Raw genomic sequence first — 13,702 nt, 5'->3', positions numbered from 1 at the left:
CCTTCGTCTTGTCTGTCGTCGATCGTCGCTGCCATGTCGTGGTCCATCGGCGGTTCAGCCGCGCGGCTGAGCCTGGGGGACCGAGAGATAGTCGCGTGCCCGCTGCACGACATGGGCCATGAAGTGGTCATGGAGGAATTCGGCCGCCTCGTCACCGCGGCGATCCGCTGCCCAGCCCAGATAGGTCAGTGCCCGTGCCAGCAGCACGTCGGGCCAGCTTGCCAGTGCCTGCTGCGAGAGCGGACGCACCCTCTCATAGCCCCCCAGAAGGGCCTGCTCGTAGCGCACGAAGTCCGGCCTCGCCGTGAGGAACACTACTGCCGTTGCGAGGTCGAACAGATGCCAGCCCGTGCCGGCGTCGTCGAAATCGATGAGGATGAGCGAGCCCTCGCGGACCAGCAGATTCTCCGGGGTGAGATCGCCGTGGATGAGTCCGAAGTCCTCCTCGCCCTGGCCCAGTGCTTCCAGTCGCTCCGAGATCCGCCTCATCGCCCGGTCGATAACCCGCCGGTCGGCGTCGTCGTCGAGCAGACGCCGCGGATCTCCCCACAGCGGATGGGGGCCCACCAGGGCGTCGCGGTCCCAGCTCGGGCGTGCGGTGGCGTCGACTCGGCCCTCGGCGACGGCCCGAGCCAGCGCCGAGTGGGTCCGGCCAGCCAGTTCCCCAATTGCCTCGAAGGTGGCGGGCTCGGGAACCGGACCGCCCAGGAAGAGCTGTGTGACCTCGCCGAGCGGCTTGGTGTCGGCAATCCATTCCTGGATGTCGAGCTGATAGCTGCGGGAGTCATCCCCACGCAGGCTGAGCACCAGTTCGTCGCGGCCATTGGCCCGGGGGCGGGGAACCGGGAGCCCCTCTCGGCCCAGTGCGGTGAGCATGGCCATCTCGCACTGGATGGATGCTCTGCTCTGGTAGCCGGGGCGGTGGATGCGCAGTGCGAACTGGTCCCCACCGCTGGTGAGCTTGAAGACCCAGTTCTCCCGGTATTTGATGAATTCGGCGGTCGTATCGGTCAGGCCCCAGGCCTGGCAGGCGGCTCGGACGAGTGCTGCGATGGTGGGCTGGGGTTCGATGTCGAATCGGACGGGGGAGGTGGGCAGCTGCGAGGCCTGCGTCGCGATGCTCATGCGAGCGCCTCGATGTCGTCGTCGAGGGCCAGGTAGACCGCAGGGCGACGTGCCTTGAGGAACAGCGCATAGATCACGCCGGCAACGGCCACGATCGGGAGAAGCCAGGGTAGTGCCGCCACGACAGGGGAGTTGGAGCCGGCCATCACGCCGAAGTTCGCAATGGCGAGCGTGAGGATCACGGCGAGCCCGACAGTGCCGATTCCGGGGATCACGAGGGTGGTGAGCAGCCTGGTGTCGTGGCGGCGCCGGAAGAACACGATGATGGCAACTGCGGCGATCAGCTGGAGGGCGATGATGGCCAGCGTCCCGAAGCCGGTCATTGCCGGGACGACGGAGGTCATGGGCTGGGCACCGGCCACGACGAAGATCATCAGCACTGCCAGGGAGAGAACCACCTGGGTGGCCGATGCATGGACGGGAGCCCCATTGTCCGGGCGGGTGTGGCTGAGCCAGCTCGGCAGTGCCCTGGCTCGCCCCAGGGCGTACAGATACCGGGTGGCCGAGTTGTGCAGCGCGAGAAGGGCAGCGAACAGGCTCACGAGAAGGAGCAACTGCATGACAGTCGTGAAGGCGCTGCCGAGATAGTGGGTGGAAATGGTGAACACCAGGTCACCGGCCGCCAGGTGTTCGGCGGCGATCGACTGCGTTGAGGATGCCCCGAGTGCGCTCACGAACGCCCATGTGGTGAAGGCCGCGAACAGTCCGATGGTGAGGATTGCGGCGAAAGTGGCCCGCTTGATGGTGCGGTGGGGGTCGCGTGCCTCCTCCGAGAACAGGCTGGTGGCCTCGAATCCGACGAAGGCGTTGGCCGCGAAGAGCAGGCCGAGCCCGACCGAGCCGGACGTGATCACCGAGGGATCGAAGGCGTGGATCGTGAATCCCGTGGTCGCGAGGATCTTGACATCGAGGACCAGCAGGATCGCCATCTCGAGCACGAGCGAGATGCTGAGGATCTTGGTGCTGAACTGGATGCCCTGGCGGGTGAAGAGGAAGGCAATGACACCCAGCACGACGGCCCAGATCATCCAGTGGATGTCGATGCCGGTCAGCGACGCCACAATCGTCTGGAAGTAGAAGCCGGTGGTGCCGAATGCGCCGATGACGAAGCCGTTGTAGCCGAGCAGGGCGATGAGCCCGGACGCCATGCCCGCCTGCCTGCCCAGCGCCCGCACGGTATACGCGTAGAAGCCTCCGGCGTTCACGACGCTGCTGGACATCTGGCCGTAGCCGGTTGCGAAGCAGATCATGACGAGCATGACGGCGATGAACGATGCCACCATGCCGCCGCCGTTGCCGAGCGCCATGCCGATGGATGCGACGACGATCATCGCGGTGAGCGGCGCCACGGCCGCCATGACGAGGAAGACGATCTGGGTGGTTCCGAGCTGATTGCCCTTGAGGCGTGAACTATGGCCGGTAGCCGGTGGAGCGAGCTGGGTGTCAGCACTCATGGAATCCTCCGATGGGTCTCGGCGATCCGGGAGGACCGCTGAACCCACTGAATCAGACTCAGAGTATGAATTGACGACTTGAAATCTACCTTTAACGCGCTTGCAACATTCCCTTCCGAACAGCTTCGGGGAACCGCGGCGCGCCTGCCCAGGCGCCGTCCCGGCCAGCGCGCGACCGGCTCAGGCTCACCCGGGCGGCGTTGCCTCCGGTGAGAGGCCTTTGCGGCGTGGCGCACCGCCCGATGCTAACCGGCGCACGAGCGGCAGTTCCCACCTCCCGCTCACCAGCCGGACCCGCACCGCTCCGGAAATCTGGTCGATGGCCATCGTCACGATGATGACGACGAGGAGCAGCATGCCCACGACATCCCAGTTGCGGAACTGCACGTTGTCCTGGAGCATCTTGCCGATACCGCCTGCGCCGATGAGTCCCAGGATCGCCGAGGCGCGCACATTGATCTCGAAGCGGTAGAGCCAGAAGGACAGCACCTCGGGGGCCGAGCTGGGCCACACGCCCCAGCGCAGCAGGGCAACCATGCCGCCGCCGCTCGTGCGGATGGCCTCCAGCGGTCCGCTCTCGGCGGCCTCGAACGCCTCATATCCCCATTTGCCGAGCGTCCCGATCGAGCCGATGGCCAGCGCCAGGGCCCCGGTGAAGGGGGTCAGGCCGGTCACCGACAAGATGAGGATCGCGGTGACCACCTCGGGCACGGCCCGGATGATCGCGAACAGGCCGCGCAGCGGGAGCCGCACACCGAGGGGGGCCAGGGGCCTGGCCGCGAGAAAGCTGAGCGGGAACGAGACGACGATGCCCAGCACGGTGCCGAACCAGGCCATCTGAACCGACAGAATCATCGACGAGAAGGCCTCGCCGGCCTTGTGCCAGGCCGGCGGCACGAACAGCGCCCGCAGATACTTCGCGGACTGACCGGGGAAGTCGAGCAGCGCCGACCACTTGATGCGCACCGACCAGAATGCCGCCACCACGATGAGCGAGACCAGCCACCAGGCTGCCCGCTGGCCCCAGTTCGCGGGCCTCACGGGACGCACCGACCCTGCAGTGGCGCTCACAGCAACTTCTTCCGCAGCCAGGAGGAGAAGCCCTCGAGCAGGACGACGAGCACCAGGATCTCCACGATGATGAGCGAGAGATAGTGGTAGAGGAAGTAGTTGCGCACATTGTCGATGAGAAGGCCCAGCCCGCCGGCGCCCACCAGGCCGATCACCGTCGAGGCCCGGATATTCAGCTCGAAGGTGTACAGCACCTGCGAGGCGAAACTGGGCAGGATCTGGGGCAGCAGGCTCATCCTGTTGGCCCCGAACCAGCTGCCTCCGGCAGCCAGCGCAGCCTCCTGAGCGCCGAGGTCCTGGCCGTCCAGCGCCTCGGACACCAGCTTGACGATGATGCCGATATTGAACAGCACGAGAGCCAGGATGCCGGCCAGCGCCCCCACGCCGACGATGGCCACCAGGATTGCCGCGTAGAGGATGTCGGGAACCGAGCGCACCAGGTTCATGACGAAACGCACGACGCGTAGCACGGTGAGATTCGGGTTCGCGGCGCGCGATGCCCCGAATGCCAGCGGCAGGGAGAGCGCTGAGCCGACGGCTGTGGCGATGACGGCCATCTGGAGGGTTTCCACCAGAGCGGGAAGAGTCTGGGGGAAGAAGCTGTAGTCGGGCTGGAAGAGCTGGACGAGATTGCCGACGGCATTGGGCCAATTGGCGAGGATCGCCGCCGGATCCACGTCGATGCCGCGGGCCGACCACACTGTGATGGCCATGACGAGCACGATCACAATGCCGGTTCGCAGCCTGTGGTCGGGCCTGCTGGGCCGAGCCGTCGGCCGCTGCCCGCTCCCATCGACGGGGATCACAGCCTCACCCCCGAGTCCAGGACGTCCTCGGCGCTCAAGGAGCGTCCGTAGATCTCCTCGAAGACCGACTCGCTCGCATCGGCCACCGGGCCATCGAAGATCACCTCTCCGGCGCGCAGGCCCACCAGGCGCTCGCAATAGCGCCTGGCCAGGTCGAGGAAATGCAGGTTGACGAGCACGGTGATGCCCAGATCGGAACAGATGCGCTGCAGATCGCGCATGACGACGTGGGAGGTGGGGGGATCGAGTGAGGCGACCGGTTCGTCGGCCAGGATCACTCGCGGCTGCTGGGTGAGGGTGCGGGCAATGGCCACCCGCTGCTGCTGGCCGCCGGAGAGGCTGGCTGCCTTCTCGTAGGCCTTCGACACGATCTCGACGCGCTCCAGGGCCTGCATGGCCAGTTCGACATCGTCCTTTGACCACGCGGCAAGCAGGACTCGCCAGGCCGGATTGTGGTACAGCCGGCCCATCATCACATTGTTGAGGACGCTGGTGCGCTTCACGAGGTTGAAGCTCTGGAAGACCATTCCCACCGAGGAACGCAGCTGGCGCAGTTCCCGCGATGCCATCTGGCGCTGGCCGGCGGGGCGCAGCTCGTGATCGCCGAGCGTGATGGTGCCGCTGGTGATCGGTACGAGCCCATTGATGGTGCGCACCAGGGTGGACTTGCCTGCCCCAGACAGGCCGACGATACCGACCATCTGGCCGGCCGGAATGTCGAGGCTCACATCGCGCAAGGCGGTGAAGCCGTTGGGATAGGTGACCCCGACATGACGGATGCGGATGTCCGCCCCGGTGCGCGTCATGGGATCAGCCCAGTCCGATCGACCGGGCGGCGGCCTGCGTCTGGCCAAGGGCCTCGACGTCGGCTGGCTTCATGCCGGTGATCTGGTAGATGGCGGTGAGCGTCTTCACCCCGTCGGGAGTGCCGGCGTAATCGAGCATGGCGTTCTTCACCTTGTCCTGCCACTGTGCGCTCATCTTGCCGGTGATCGACATGCCGTCATTGGGAACCTCGTCGGTCAGGGCGAACACGACGACCTTGTTTCCTACGTCGGGGTTGTCCTTCTTGACGACCGTACGGGCGTCCCAGTAGCTGAAGCCCACCTCGGCATCACCCTTGTACACCGCAAGGACCGAGGCATCGTTGGCGGTCACCTTGACCGGGGTGACGTCGCCGACGGAGACGCCCTTCGCCTTGAGGGCTGCCACCGGGAAGATGTAGCCGGCCGGCGACGCGGCCGAGAGCATCGCCACCTTGGCGCCTTTCACCTTGGTGATGGAATCGAGCCCGGCCGGGCCATTGCCCGACTCGGTGCCGTTGCAGTAGAGCATGCCGTTCGCCCCGGGCTTGGGCGTGTCGGAGCAGTACTTGTCCGGATTGTTGGTGAACATCTGGGCGGCATATGTGCTCTTTCCCTGCCGCAAGGTCTGGAGAGCGGGAACGGCGCCGTATTTGTCGCAGGCCTGGCTCATCTGCAGCGAGGGGAGCATGCCGATCTGAGCCTGATTGGAGCCGATGGCCTCCACGGCGGCCTGGTAGTCGGCGGTGACGACGCCCTCGACGGGGATACCGAGCCTGCTGCTCAGGGCTGATGCCAGCGGCTTGACCGATTCGACGAGCTTGGTGGCGTCGCCCGAGGGCACGAGAGCGAGGGTCAGCTTGGTGGGCGCGGCGGCCGCGGGATCGCTCGTGCCGACGCAGGCCGCAGCGCTCGCCGACGCCGAGGCCGAGCCGTTGGTGCCCGAGGCGGCGTTCTGGCTCACGCCACAGGCGCACAGGGCGAGGGCACTGGCGAAGGCCAGTCCTGTCGCGATGACTCTTGATTGTGTGATCTTCACTGTTGGTCCTTCATGAGGGGTGGCACTCGGTAGCGGGTGGCGGCCCATGGGACTGCCGGAGTTCGGCGACCACAGACCGCGGTTCTGGGAGGGGCGGACGGATGTGTTGTCAGGAGCAGGCTAGCCAGTTATGAACGCTTCGTCCGCACGACGCTTGTAGATGAAATTACGGTTCACGCACTGTTCACCTTCGGTCAGCTGCCCGGGAGCGTCTGGTCTGCGTCGTTTCCGATAATGTGTCAGACACACTATAGTTGGTGACATGGGATCCGTAGCCCTCGAAGGACACCTGCAGGAGCTGCGGCGGGGCACCGTCGTACTCGCCTGCCTGCGGATCCTGGCGGTGCCCGGATATGGCTACAACCTGCTTCAGCAGCTCGACGATGCGGGCTTCGCGACGGACGCGAACACGCTGTATCCGCTGCTGCGGCGTCTGGAGAAGCAGGGCTTCCTCGACAGCGAGTGGAACACCGAGGACACACGTCCCCGCAAGTTCTATCGCACCTCGCCCGCCGGTTCCCGCCTTGCCCAACGGCTCGACCAGGAGTTCCAGGCGATCTCGAAGGCGATCGCCGCGCTGCCCCAGGAGGGTTGACATGACCAGCTACACCGAACGCTATGTGGCCGCCGTGACCCGCACGGTGCCACCCGCCGCCCGCCGCGATGTCGGCGCAGAACTGTCCGCCTCGATCACCGACCAGGTCGAGGCGCGGATTGCCGATGGCGAGTCCTTGCGAAGCGCAGAGCGGGCCGTGCTCGTCGAGTTGGGCGACCCGCTCGTGTTGGCCTCCCGCTTCACCGATCGGCCGCTGTGGGTCGTCGGTCCGCGGTTGTACGCCTCCTGGGTGCGACTGCTCCGGGCGCTCCTGTGGATCATCCTCCCGCTCACCGCGGCCGGTATGGCACTGGGTCAGCTGCTCGCGGGCGCGAGCATCGGCGCAACGGCGGGTGGCACTGCGGTGGGTGTCCTGCAGACTGGCGTGCACATCGTCTTCTGGACCACCCTCGTGTTCTTCGTCCTCGAGCGCGCCGGCGCCACTGAATCGGTGGGCGCTTCTTGGGAACCCGAACAGTTGCCGCAGGCACCTGAGGACTCCGGATCGGTCGGTGAACTCGTCGGCTCGCTGGTGGCCTCTGCGCTGTTCGCGGGCGCTATCGTGTGGGATCGCTTCCTGGGCTGGAACGGTGAGGGCTTGTGCGTCTTCGCCTCCTCGCTGTGGCCCTGGTGGATGTCTGCCCTGTTCGTCGCCCTCGCGCTCAGCGCAGCCATCGAGGTACTGGTCTTTCGCCGCCGGGGGTGGACGATCCCGACGGCCCTCGGCTATGCCGTGGTGCAGCTGGCGGTCACGACCGCGGCACTGGTGCTGCTCGGGCAGGGGATGCTGCTGGACGCTGCGCTGGTGGCCAGTTTCGACGCCGTGGCGCCTTCTGTGCGCACCGTGCTCGGCGTGCTGCTCGCAGGGGGCATCGCCGGTGTGGGTATCGCTTCGGTGGTGACTCCCCTGGGCAGGGCGATCACCGCCCGCGCCCGCCCCAGCTGAGGCAGGAGTGCGCGATGGAGATGCCCCTGCACCGGGGACCAGGTGACGTGCAGTTGACCGTGGCCCCTAATCTTGCTGTGAGTCATGCACCCCCCGGTCGGGGGCTGCAACGGTGCGCCGCCGGCCACCGGGAAAGGCATCGACGGTGCAATTGTCGCCCCACGCTGGTTCCGGGGACACCTGGGCCAAGATCATTCTGTTCGGTGAACACTCGGTCGTCTATGGCCATCCGGCCCTTGCGCTCCCGCTGCGTAGCCTGCGAATGCACGCCCAGGTCCGTCCAGCGGCCGGTGTCCCCATGCTGCGCAGCCTGGACTATCGCGGCGAGCTCGCCGCCTCGGGCCGGCGCTTCGCCTGCCTGCGACGGGCCGTCGACGTCGCTCTCGAAAGGGTGGGGCAACCCCACGCCCGGCTCGATATCGAGACGGTCAGCGATTTCCCGCCGGAACGGGGGATGGGCTCGTCCGCAGCATCCGCCGGCGCGGTGATCCGGGCAGTGCTCGGCGCCTTCGGCGTATCGGCCAGCCCAGCAGAGCTGTTCGAGCTGACCCAGCAGGCAGAACAGGTGGCCCACGGGCAACCTTCCGGGCTGGACGCAGCGGTCACCGCGGCACAGGGGCCGGTCCGTTTCGAGTCGGGGCGCATGGAACTCGTGCAGATGAAGCTCGATGCCCACCTGGTGGTCGCCGATTCAGGGATCCGTGGCAGCACCCGCGTTGCCGTGACGGGGGTGCGCGAGCGCTACGAGCGGGAGCCGGGTGCGGTGGGCGAGCTCCTGGCGGACCTGGGAGGACTCGCCCGGCAGGCCCTGCGCGATGTGGCCGAGGGCAATGTTCATCCCCTGGGCGAGGCGATGAACCACGCCCAGCAGCTGCTCACGAGCCTGGGGGTCAGCCACGAGAGACTCGACGTACTCAATGACGCCGCGATCCGGGCCGGGGCGCTCGGCGCGAAGCTGACCGGGGGAGGACTGGGAGGCTGTGTCATCTCGCTGGCGCCCACCGCCCGGATCGCCCAGCAGGTCCGCTCTGCACTGACAGGCGCGGGTGCGGTGGCGACCTGGATCCATCCGCTCCAGCCGGTCGAGGTGACGGCGTGAGCACGGCGTCCAGGTCTTTCGGGCCCGGCCGGGCGACCGCAGTCGCCCACGCGAACATCGCGCTCATCAAGTACTGGGGCAAGGCCGACGAGACGCTGGTGCTGCCCCGCACCTCAAGCCTGTCCCTGACCCTGGACGGGCTGGCCACCACGACCACGGTCACCTTCACCGGGGCCCGGTCCGACAGCCTGTCGCTGGACGGCGAGGAGCAGTCCGGGGAAGCACTTCGTCGGGTCAGCCGCTTCCTCGACATCGTCCGCGGTCTCGCGGGCATCGAGCAGCACGCCCAGGTCGACTCACGCAACGACGGACCGACCGCCGCCGGGCTGGCGAGTTCGGCATCCGGATTCGCGGCCCTGGCACTCGCTGCGTCGGCCGCCGCGGGCCTGGAGCTGTCCAGCCGCGAGCTGTCTCGACTCGCCAGGCGGGGTTCGGGGTCAGCCTGCCGCTCGATCTTCGGAGGTCTGGTGGTGTGGCGGGCCGGTCACGACGATCTGAGCTCGTTCGCCGAGCCACTGGACTGTCCGATTCCGCTGGCGGTGCTCGTCGCCCAGGTGAACGCCGGGCGCAAGGCGATCTCGAGTCGGGAGGCCATGCGCCGCACCGTGGCGAGCTCCCCGCTCTACGAGGCATGGGTGCAGCGCAGCGCAGTCGATCTCGAGGACGCGCTGAGTGCCCTGCGTGCCGGCGATCTGGGGGCCGCGGGGACGATCTTCGAGGGCAATGCCCTGGGCATGCACGCCACCATGATCTCGGCCCGCCCGGCGATCGTGTACTGGGAACCCGACACCGTGCGCGTCCTGGACGCGGTGCACCGGGCCCGGGACGCCGGGCTGCCGGTATGGGCCACAATGGACGCCGGCCCGAATGTGAAAGTCGTCACCAGCGCCGAACTGGCCACCGAAGCGGCGGCCTGGCTGTCAACGAGACTGGAGAACATACCCGTGTCGGTGAACTGCTGCGGCCCTGCCGCGCGTCTGATCAGTGAGGATGAGCGTGGCTGAGGTCCGTGCCCCGGGAAAGCTCTACATCGCCGGCGAGTATGCCGTGGTCGAGCCCGGGCAGCCAGCAGTGCTGGTTGCCATCGACCGATACATCACGGTGCGGGTCGTCGCCGCCACCGACGCCGGGCACATCCGTTCCGATCAGTACGAGAACCTTCCTCTGGTGTGGCATCGACTCGACGGCGATCTGGTCATCGAGTACGAGGAGACCCCCTACAGTTTCGTGCTCTCGGCGATCCGGGTCGTCGAAGAGGCCGCCCGCGCGCTGGGTGCTCCGCTCACGCTGTTCGATCTCGACATCACCAGCGAGCTCGACGACGCGTCCGGACGCAAGTTCGGGCTCGGCTCCTCGGCGGCGGTGACGGTGGCCACGGTGCGCGCCATGGCGCAGTTCTACGGCTTGCAGCTGAGCGAGATGGAGATGTTCAAGCTGGCCCTCATGGCCAGCGACGATGTGCAGCGCTCCGGCTCTGGCGGGGACATCGCCGCCAGCTTCTTCGGTGGTTGGATCGCCTATACCTCCTTCGACCGCTCGTGGCTGCGGACCCAGCGCTTCGACGTCCCCGTCGCCGAGTTGATCGCCCGCTCGTGGCCGGGCCTGTCGGTGCGCGAGCTCACCCCGCCCGGCGGGCTGCGGCTGCTCGTCGGCTGGACGGGCACGCCGGCCTCCACCTCGCGCCTGGTGGGCGATGTGCAGGCCCGCAAGGGCATCCGAGGGGTGCACTACGAGGACTTCCTCGCCCGCAGCGCCCAGTGCGTGGCCACCCTCATTGCCGCGTTCGACGAGGGCGATGCGGCGACGATCCTCGTCCAGCTCAGCCGCAACCGGGAGCTGCTCAATGCGCTGAGCGAGCACACCGGGATTGTCATCGAGACCCCCAAGCTGCGTCGGCTCGTCGAGATCGCCGAGTCGGCCGGTGCGGCGGCGAAGAGCTCCGGGGCGGGCGGGGGAGACTGCGGCATCGTGCTGTGCGACACGGGCACCGATGCCGCCAGGATCACCGAGCGCTGGGCGGGGGCCGGGATCACGGCTCTGGGCCTGTCGGTGCATCAGCCGATGCGGATGCCCCGATGAGCACCGAGCGGAAGGACCAGCACGTCGCACTCGCGCAGAAGCTGCGCGACGAGAGCCGGCCCAACGGCTTCGACGACATCGGCTTCATCCACCACAGCCTGGCCGCGATCGATGTGGCCCGGGTCGACCTCTCCACGAGCGTGCTCGGTGCGCGATGGCCACTGCCCTTCTACATCAACGCGATGACTGGCGGCTCGCAGCGCACCGCTCGAATCAACGCCGGGCTGGGCCGGGCCGCCCGGGCTGCCGGGGTGGCCATCGCCACCGGCTCGCAGCACATCGCGCTGCGCGATGCCAGCCTCGAGGACAGTTTCCGGGTGGTGCGCCGCGAGGCGCCCGATGCCTTCGTCTTCGCCAATGTCGGCCCGACCGTCAGTCCCGAGCAAGCTCGCCGGGCCGTGCAGATGCTCGACGCCGATGCCCTTCAGGTGCACATCAATCCCGCTCAGGAGATCGTCATGCCCGAGGGCGATCGACAGTTCAGCGACTGGGCACAGCGCATCGAGGCGATCGCCGGCGCAGTGCCGGTGCCGGTGCTCGCCAAGGAGGTGGGCTTCGGGCTGAGCCGGCGCAGCATCGAGGAGCTGGCCCGCAGAGGCGTCAGAGCAGCCGATGTGAGCGGGGCCGGCGGCACGAACTTCATCGACATCGAGAACCACCGCCGTCGGCGATCCGAATACGGCTATCTCGCCGGCTGGGGCCAGTCGAGCGCCTTCTGCCTGCTCGAGAGCCTGCACCTGCCTCCAGCCGTTCCGCTCGAGATCCTCGCCTCGGGCGGCGTGCGTCATCCACTCGACGTGGTCCGGGCGCTGGCGCTGGGGGCCCGCGCGGTGGGGGTGTCGGGGCACTTCCTCCATACCCTGCTCGACGAGGGCGAGGAGGCGCTCATCGCCGAGCTCGCGCGCTGGGCCGAGCAGCTGAGCTCGATCATGGCGCTCATGGGCTGCGCCAGCCTGGCCGAGTTGTCGAAGGTCGATCTCCTGGTCACCGGGCGGACCGCCGAGCTGGCCCGGCTGCGGGGCATCGACCTGGCGGCCCTGGCGCACCGCCAGCACTGAGCCGCCGGGCTCGGCTTGCTCAGTGGACCGCGAGCAGGTGGCCCAGCTGCGGCACGATCCAGGCGGAGGCGTACAGAGTCATGAACTGCACGCCGTAGTTCACGCCCATCTTGTTGAGCGTGCCGCAGACGATGCCGATGAGCAGCACGCCGAAGATGTTGAGGAATCCCGCATCGATGTAGGCGAGCAACAGGATGAAGGCGATGAACAGCGCGAGCACCGCCTCGTGCGGCACCTTCGTCATGACGAAGTGGGTGATCTGTGACGACCAGCGCACCGCGATGATGTAGGTGAGCACCAGGGCGACGAGTGCCCCGAAGCAGACAGCAACGACGAACTGGGGCATGGTGAGCAGATCGTGCAGGTTGTGCCCGACCGAGTAGACGGGCGGAGCGATGAACAGCGGCGAGGCCGGGCCCACCGAGACCCCGGACAAGGGGATGCCCAGCGCGACGAGCGGGATGATGACCCCGACCAGATAGGTGGAATGGGTCAGGGCGCTCATGACCGTGACCGCCCGCTGCGAGCGGGCCACCGGATCCTTGCGGCTGCCGGCCGTCGCCTCGCCGAGCAGGAAGGTCAGGCCGACCGGGCTGAGGAAGAACAGTGGCGTGGACGCCGCCGCCATGGCCGCGCTCCACCAGCCCTCGGTCCTGGTGATGAGCCGGTTGGGCAGGAGGCTCTGCCGCTCGAATCCGGATCGGGCCAGGGCCACCTGGGTGCGCCCCATCCTCGGCAACGCCGCGCGCTGTGAGGAGTTGAGCAGGCTGAGCAGGGAGACGAGCATGGGCCCCACCGTGATGCCGAGGAAGAAGGAGATGCTGATCGTCTTCTCCTGGGGAATCGCCCCGATGCTCTTGTAGAGCATCGGCAGGGACTGGAAGAGCAAGGACAGCGGGACGATCGCGATGAGTGCGAGCAGGCGGTTGCGCCCCAGCAGGGCCAAGACGACGGCCCCGACAGTGAGCAGCAGCGCGGCCTGGGACTTGAAGGTGCTGGCCAGTGGGGCGATCGCCACCGCGATCCCGAAGCTGATGGGGATGGACACGAGGGTGCCGATCGCCGAGCCGACGGCCATCTTGCGAATGGTCGTGGATGCCAGGCCCTTGGCCCTCAGCAGCAAGGAGTGCTCCATCATCGGCGCCGACATCACCCCGCCCGGCAGACCCACCAGTGCGGTCGGGATGGCGTTCATGAGGTTGAGCGTGACGATGGCGGCGATGAAGAAGGCGAGCACCACCATCGGCTGTACGCCGGCCAGGACGACGGCAAGAGTCACTGGGGCGAGGACGCTCGTCTCGTCGGTGCCCGGGATGAAGCCGATGAAGGTGTAGAGAGCCACCGCGGCGAGCACGGCGAGCAGCATCTGGAACACCACGGTGGCGGTCACCGCACGCCACCTTCCCAGGCCGCGGCGGATGCATCGATTCCGGCCTCGGCGTCGTCGACGATCCGCACATCGCGCTTGGGAGGCACGATGAGGCAGTTGACCGCGAAGCCGACGGCGGAGCCGCCGAGCCCCCAGAAGAGCAATGGCTGCCTGAGCAGGGTCGCGATGAGGCAGGCCAGGACCACTGCCGCCACGGAGACGGCCAGCGAGATGAGCAGATCATGCAACGAGACGAGG

General features: G+C 67.6%; 14 protein-coding genes. 6 read left to right on the top strand and 8 right to left on the bottom strand.

Going from position 1 to position 13,702, the window contains the following annotated elements; translation table 11 throughout:
• Positions 1–54: 54 nt before the first annotated feature.
• The 6 genes from BMX93_RS01485 to BMX93_RS01460 all read right to left on the bottom strand — a co-directional run bounded on the left by BMX93_RS01485 (position 55) and on the right by BMX93_RS01460 (position 6,298).
• Positions 55–1,125: a phosphotransferase enzyme family protein gene (locus BMX93_RS01485; protein ID WP_091966971.1), complete on the bottom strand. Its 1,071-nt coding sequence runs from the start codon at positions 1,123–1,125 to the stop codon at positions 55–57.
• The gene (locus BMX93_RS01480; protein WP_091966969.1) at positions 1,122–2,579 is read right to left on the bottom strand and encodes an APC family permease; all 1,458 of its coding nucleotides are present in this window, start codon (positions 2,577–2,579) and stop codon (positions 1,122–1,124) included. The genes BMX93_RS01485 and BMX93_RS01480 overlap by 4 nt, the downstream gene beginning before the upstream one ends.
• A gap of 186 nt (positions 2,580–2,765) precedes the next feature.
• Positions 2,766–3,650 (bottom strand): phosphonate ABC transporter, permease protein PhnE, encoded by an 885-nt coding sequence (gene phnE, locus BMX93_RS01475; protein WP_218139182.1) that lies wholly within the window; start codon positions 3,648–3,650, stop codon positions 2,766–2,768.
• Positions 3,647–4,456: a phosphonate ABC transporter, permease protein PhnE gene (phnE, locus tag BMX93_RS01470; RefSeq protein WP_281245630.1), complete on the bottom strand. Its 810-nt coding sequence runs from the start codon at positions 4,454–4,456 to the stop codon at positions 3,647–3,649. The genes phnE (BMX93_RS01475) and phnE (BMX93_RS01470) overlap by 4 nt, the downstream gene beginning before the upstream one ends.
• On the bottom strand, positions 4,453–5,262 hold the full coding sequence (gene phnC, locus BMX93_RS01465; protein WP_091966967.1) for a phosphonate ABC transporter ATP-binding protein: 810 nt from the start codon (positions 5,260–5,262) through the stop codon (positions 4,453–4,455). Before phnC ends, phnE (BMX93_RS01470) begins: the two co-directional genes overlap by 4 nt.
• Before the next feature lie 4 nt (positions 5,263–5,266).
• A complete protein-coding gene (locus BMX93_RS01460) occupies positions 5,267–6,298 on the bottom strand; it encodes a phosphate/phosphite/phosphonate ABC transporter substrate-binding protein (RefSeq protein ID WP_218139181.1) in 1,032 nt (343 codons plus the stop codon).
• Between the two features lie 262 nt (positions 6,299–6,560).
• Between BMX93_RS01460 and BMX93_RS01455 the strand changes: the two genes are divergently transcribed.
• The 6 genes from BMX93_RS01455 (at position 6,561) to fni (ending at position 12,075) form a co-directional block, all read left to right on the top strand.
• Positions 6,561–6,893 (top strand): PadR family transcriptional regulator, encoded by a 333-nt coding sequence (locus BMX93_RS01455; protein ID WP_091966963.1) that lies wholly within the window; start codon positions 6,561–6,563, stop codon positions 6,891–6,893.
• 1 nt (position 6,894) lies between these two features.
• The gene (locus tag BMX93_RS01450) at positions 6,895–7,839 is read left to right on the top strand and encodes a permease prefix domain 1-containing protein (RefSeq protein WP_091966961.1); all 945 of its coding nucleotides are present in this window, start codon (positions 6,895–6,897) and stop codon (positions 7,837–7,839) included.
• A 145-nt stretch (positions 7,840–7,984) separates the two neighbouring features.
• Positions 7,985–8,938, top strand: coding sequence for a mevalonate kinase (gene mvk, locus BMX93_RS01445; RefSeq protein ID WP_218139180.1), 954 nt, complete (start codon positions 7,985–7,987; stop codon positions 8,936–8,938).
• On the top strand, positions 8,935–9,942 hold the full coding sequence (mvaD, locus tag BMX93_RS01440) for a diphosphomevalonate decarboxylase (RefSeq protein ID WP_091966959.1): 1,008 nt from the start codon (positions 8,935–8,937) through the stop codon (positions 9,940–9,942). The genes mvk and mvaD overlap by 4 nt, the downstream gene beginning before the upstream one ends.
• On the top strand, positions 9,935–11,017 hold the full coding sequence (locus BMX93_RS01435; RefSeq protein ID WP_245725669.1) for a phosphomevalonate kinase: 1,083 nt from the start codon (positions 9,935–9,937) through the stop codon (positions 11,015–11,017). The genes mvaD and BMX93_RS01435 overlap by 8 nt, the downstream gene beginning before the upstream one ends.
• The gene (gene fni / locus BMX93_RS01430; RefSeq protein WP_091966955.1) at positions 11,014–12,075 is read left to right on the top strand and encodes a type 2 isopentenyl-diphosphate Delta-isomerase; all 1,062 of its coding nucleotides are present in this window, start codon (positions 11,014–11,016) and stop codon (positions 12,073–12,075) included. Before BMX93_RS01435 ends, fni begins: the two co-directional genes overlap by 4 nt.
• 19 nt (positions 12,076–12,094) lie before the next feature.
• On the opposite strand, the gene BMX93_RS01425 is transcribed toward fni, so the two are convergent.
• The gene (locus BMX93_RS01425; RefSeq protein ID WP_091966944.1) at positions 12,095–13,465 is read right to left on the bottom strand and encodes a tripartite tricarboxylate transporter permease; all 1,371 of its coding nucleotides are present in this window, start codon (positions 13,463–13,465) and stop codon (positions 12,095–12,097) included.
• Positions 13,462–13,692, bottom strand: coding sequence for a hypothetical protein (locus BMX93_RS01420; RefSeq protein WP_245725668.1), 231 nt, complete (start codon positions 13,690–13,692; stop codon positions 13,462–13,464). Before BMX93_RS01420 ends, BMX93_RS01425 begins: the two co-directional genes overlap by 4 nt.
• Positions 13,693–13,702: the final 10 nt, after the last annotated feature.

It is taken from the genome of Propionibacterium cyclohexanicum, from assembly GCF_900111365.1.
Classification (GTDB): domain Bacteria; phylum Actinomycetota; class Actinomycetes; order Propionibacteriales; family Propionibacteriaceae; genus Propionibacterium; species Propionibacterium cyclohexanicum.
Note: the sequence above shows the minus strand (reverse complement) of the source record. Positions and strands in the feature narration are given on the sequence as shown.

Bases quoted from the DNA above. Each gene is read 5' to 3' on its own strand.
- BMX93_RS01485 (WP_091966971.1), bottom strand. From the start codon at position 1,125: ATGAGCATCGCGACGCAGGCCTCGCAGCTGCCCACCTCCCCCGTCCGA.
- BMX93_RS01480 (WP_091966969.1), bottom strand. From the start codon at position 2,579: ATGAGTGCTGACACCCAGCTCGCTCCACCGGCTACCGGCCATAGTTCA.
- phnC (WP_091966967.1), bottom strand. From the start codon at position 5,262: ATGACGCGCACCGGGGCGGACATCCGCATCCGTCATGTCGGGGTCACC.
- BMX93_RS01455 (WP_091966963.1), top strand. From the start codon at position 6,561: ATGGGATCCGTAGCCCTCGAAGGACACCTGCAGGAGCTGCGGCGGGGC.
- BMX93_RS01450 (WP_091966961.1), top strand. From the start codon at position 6,895: ATGACCAGCTACACCGAACGCTATGTGGCCGCCGTGACCCGCACGGTG.
- fni (WP_091966955.1), top strand. From the start codon at position 11,014: ATGAGCACCGAGCGGAAGGACCAGCACGTCGCACTCGCGCAGAAGCTG.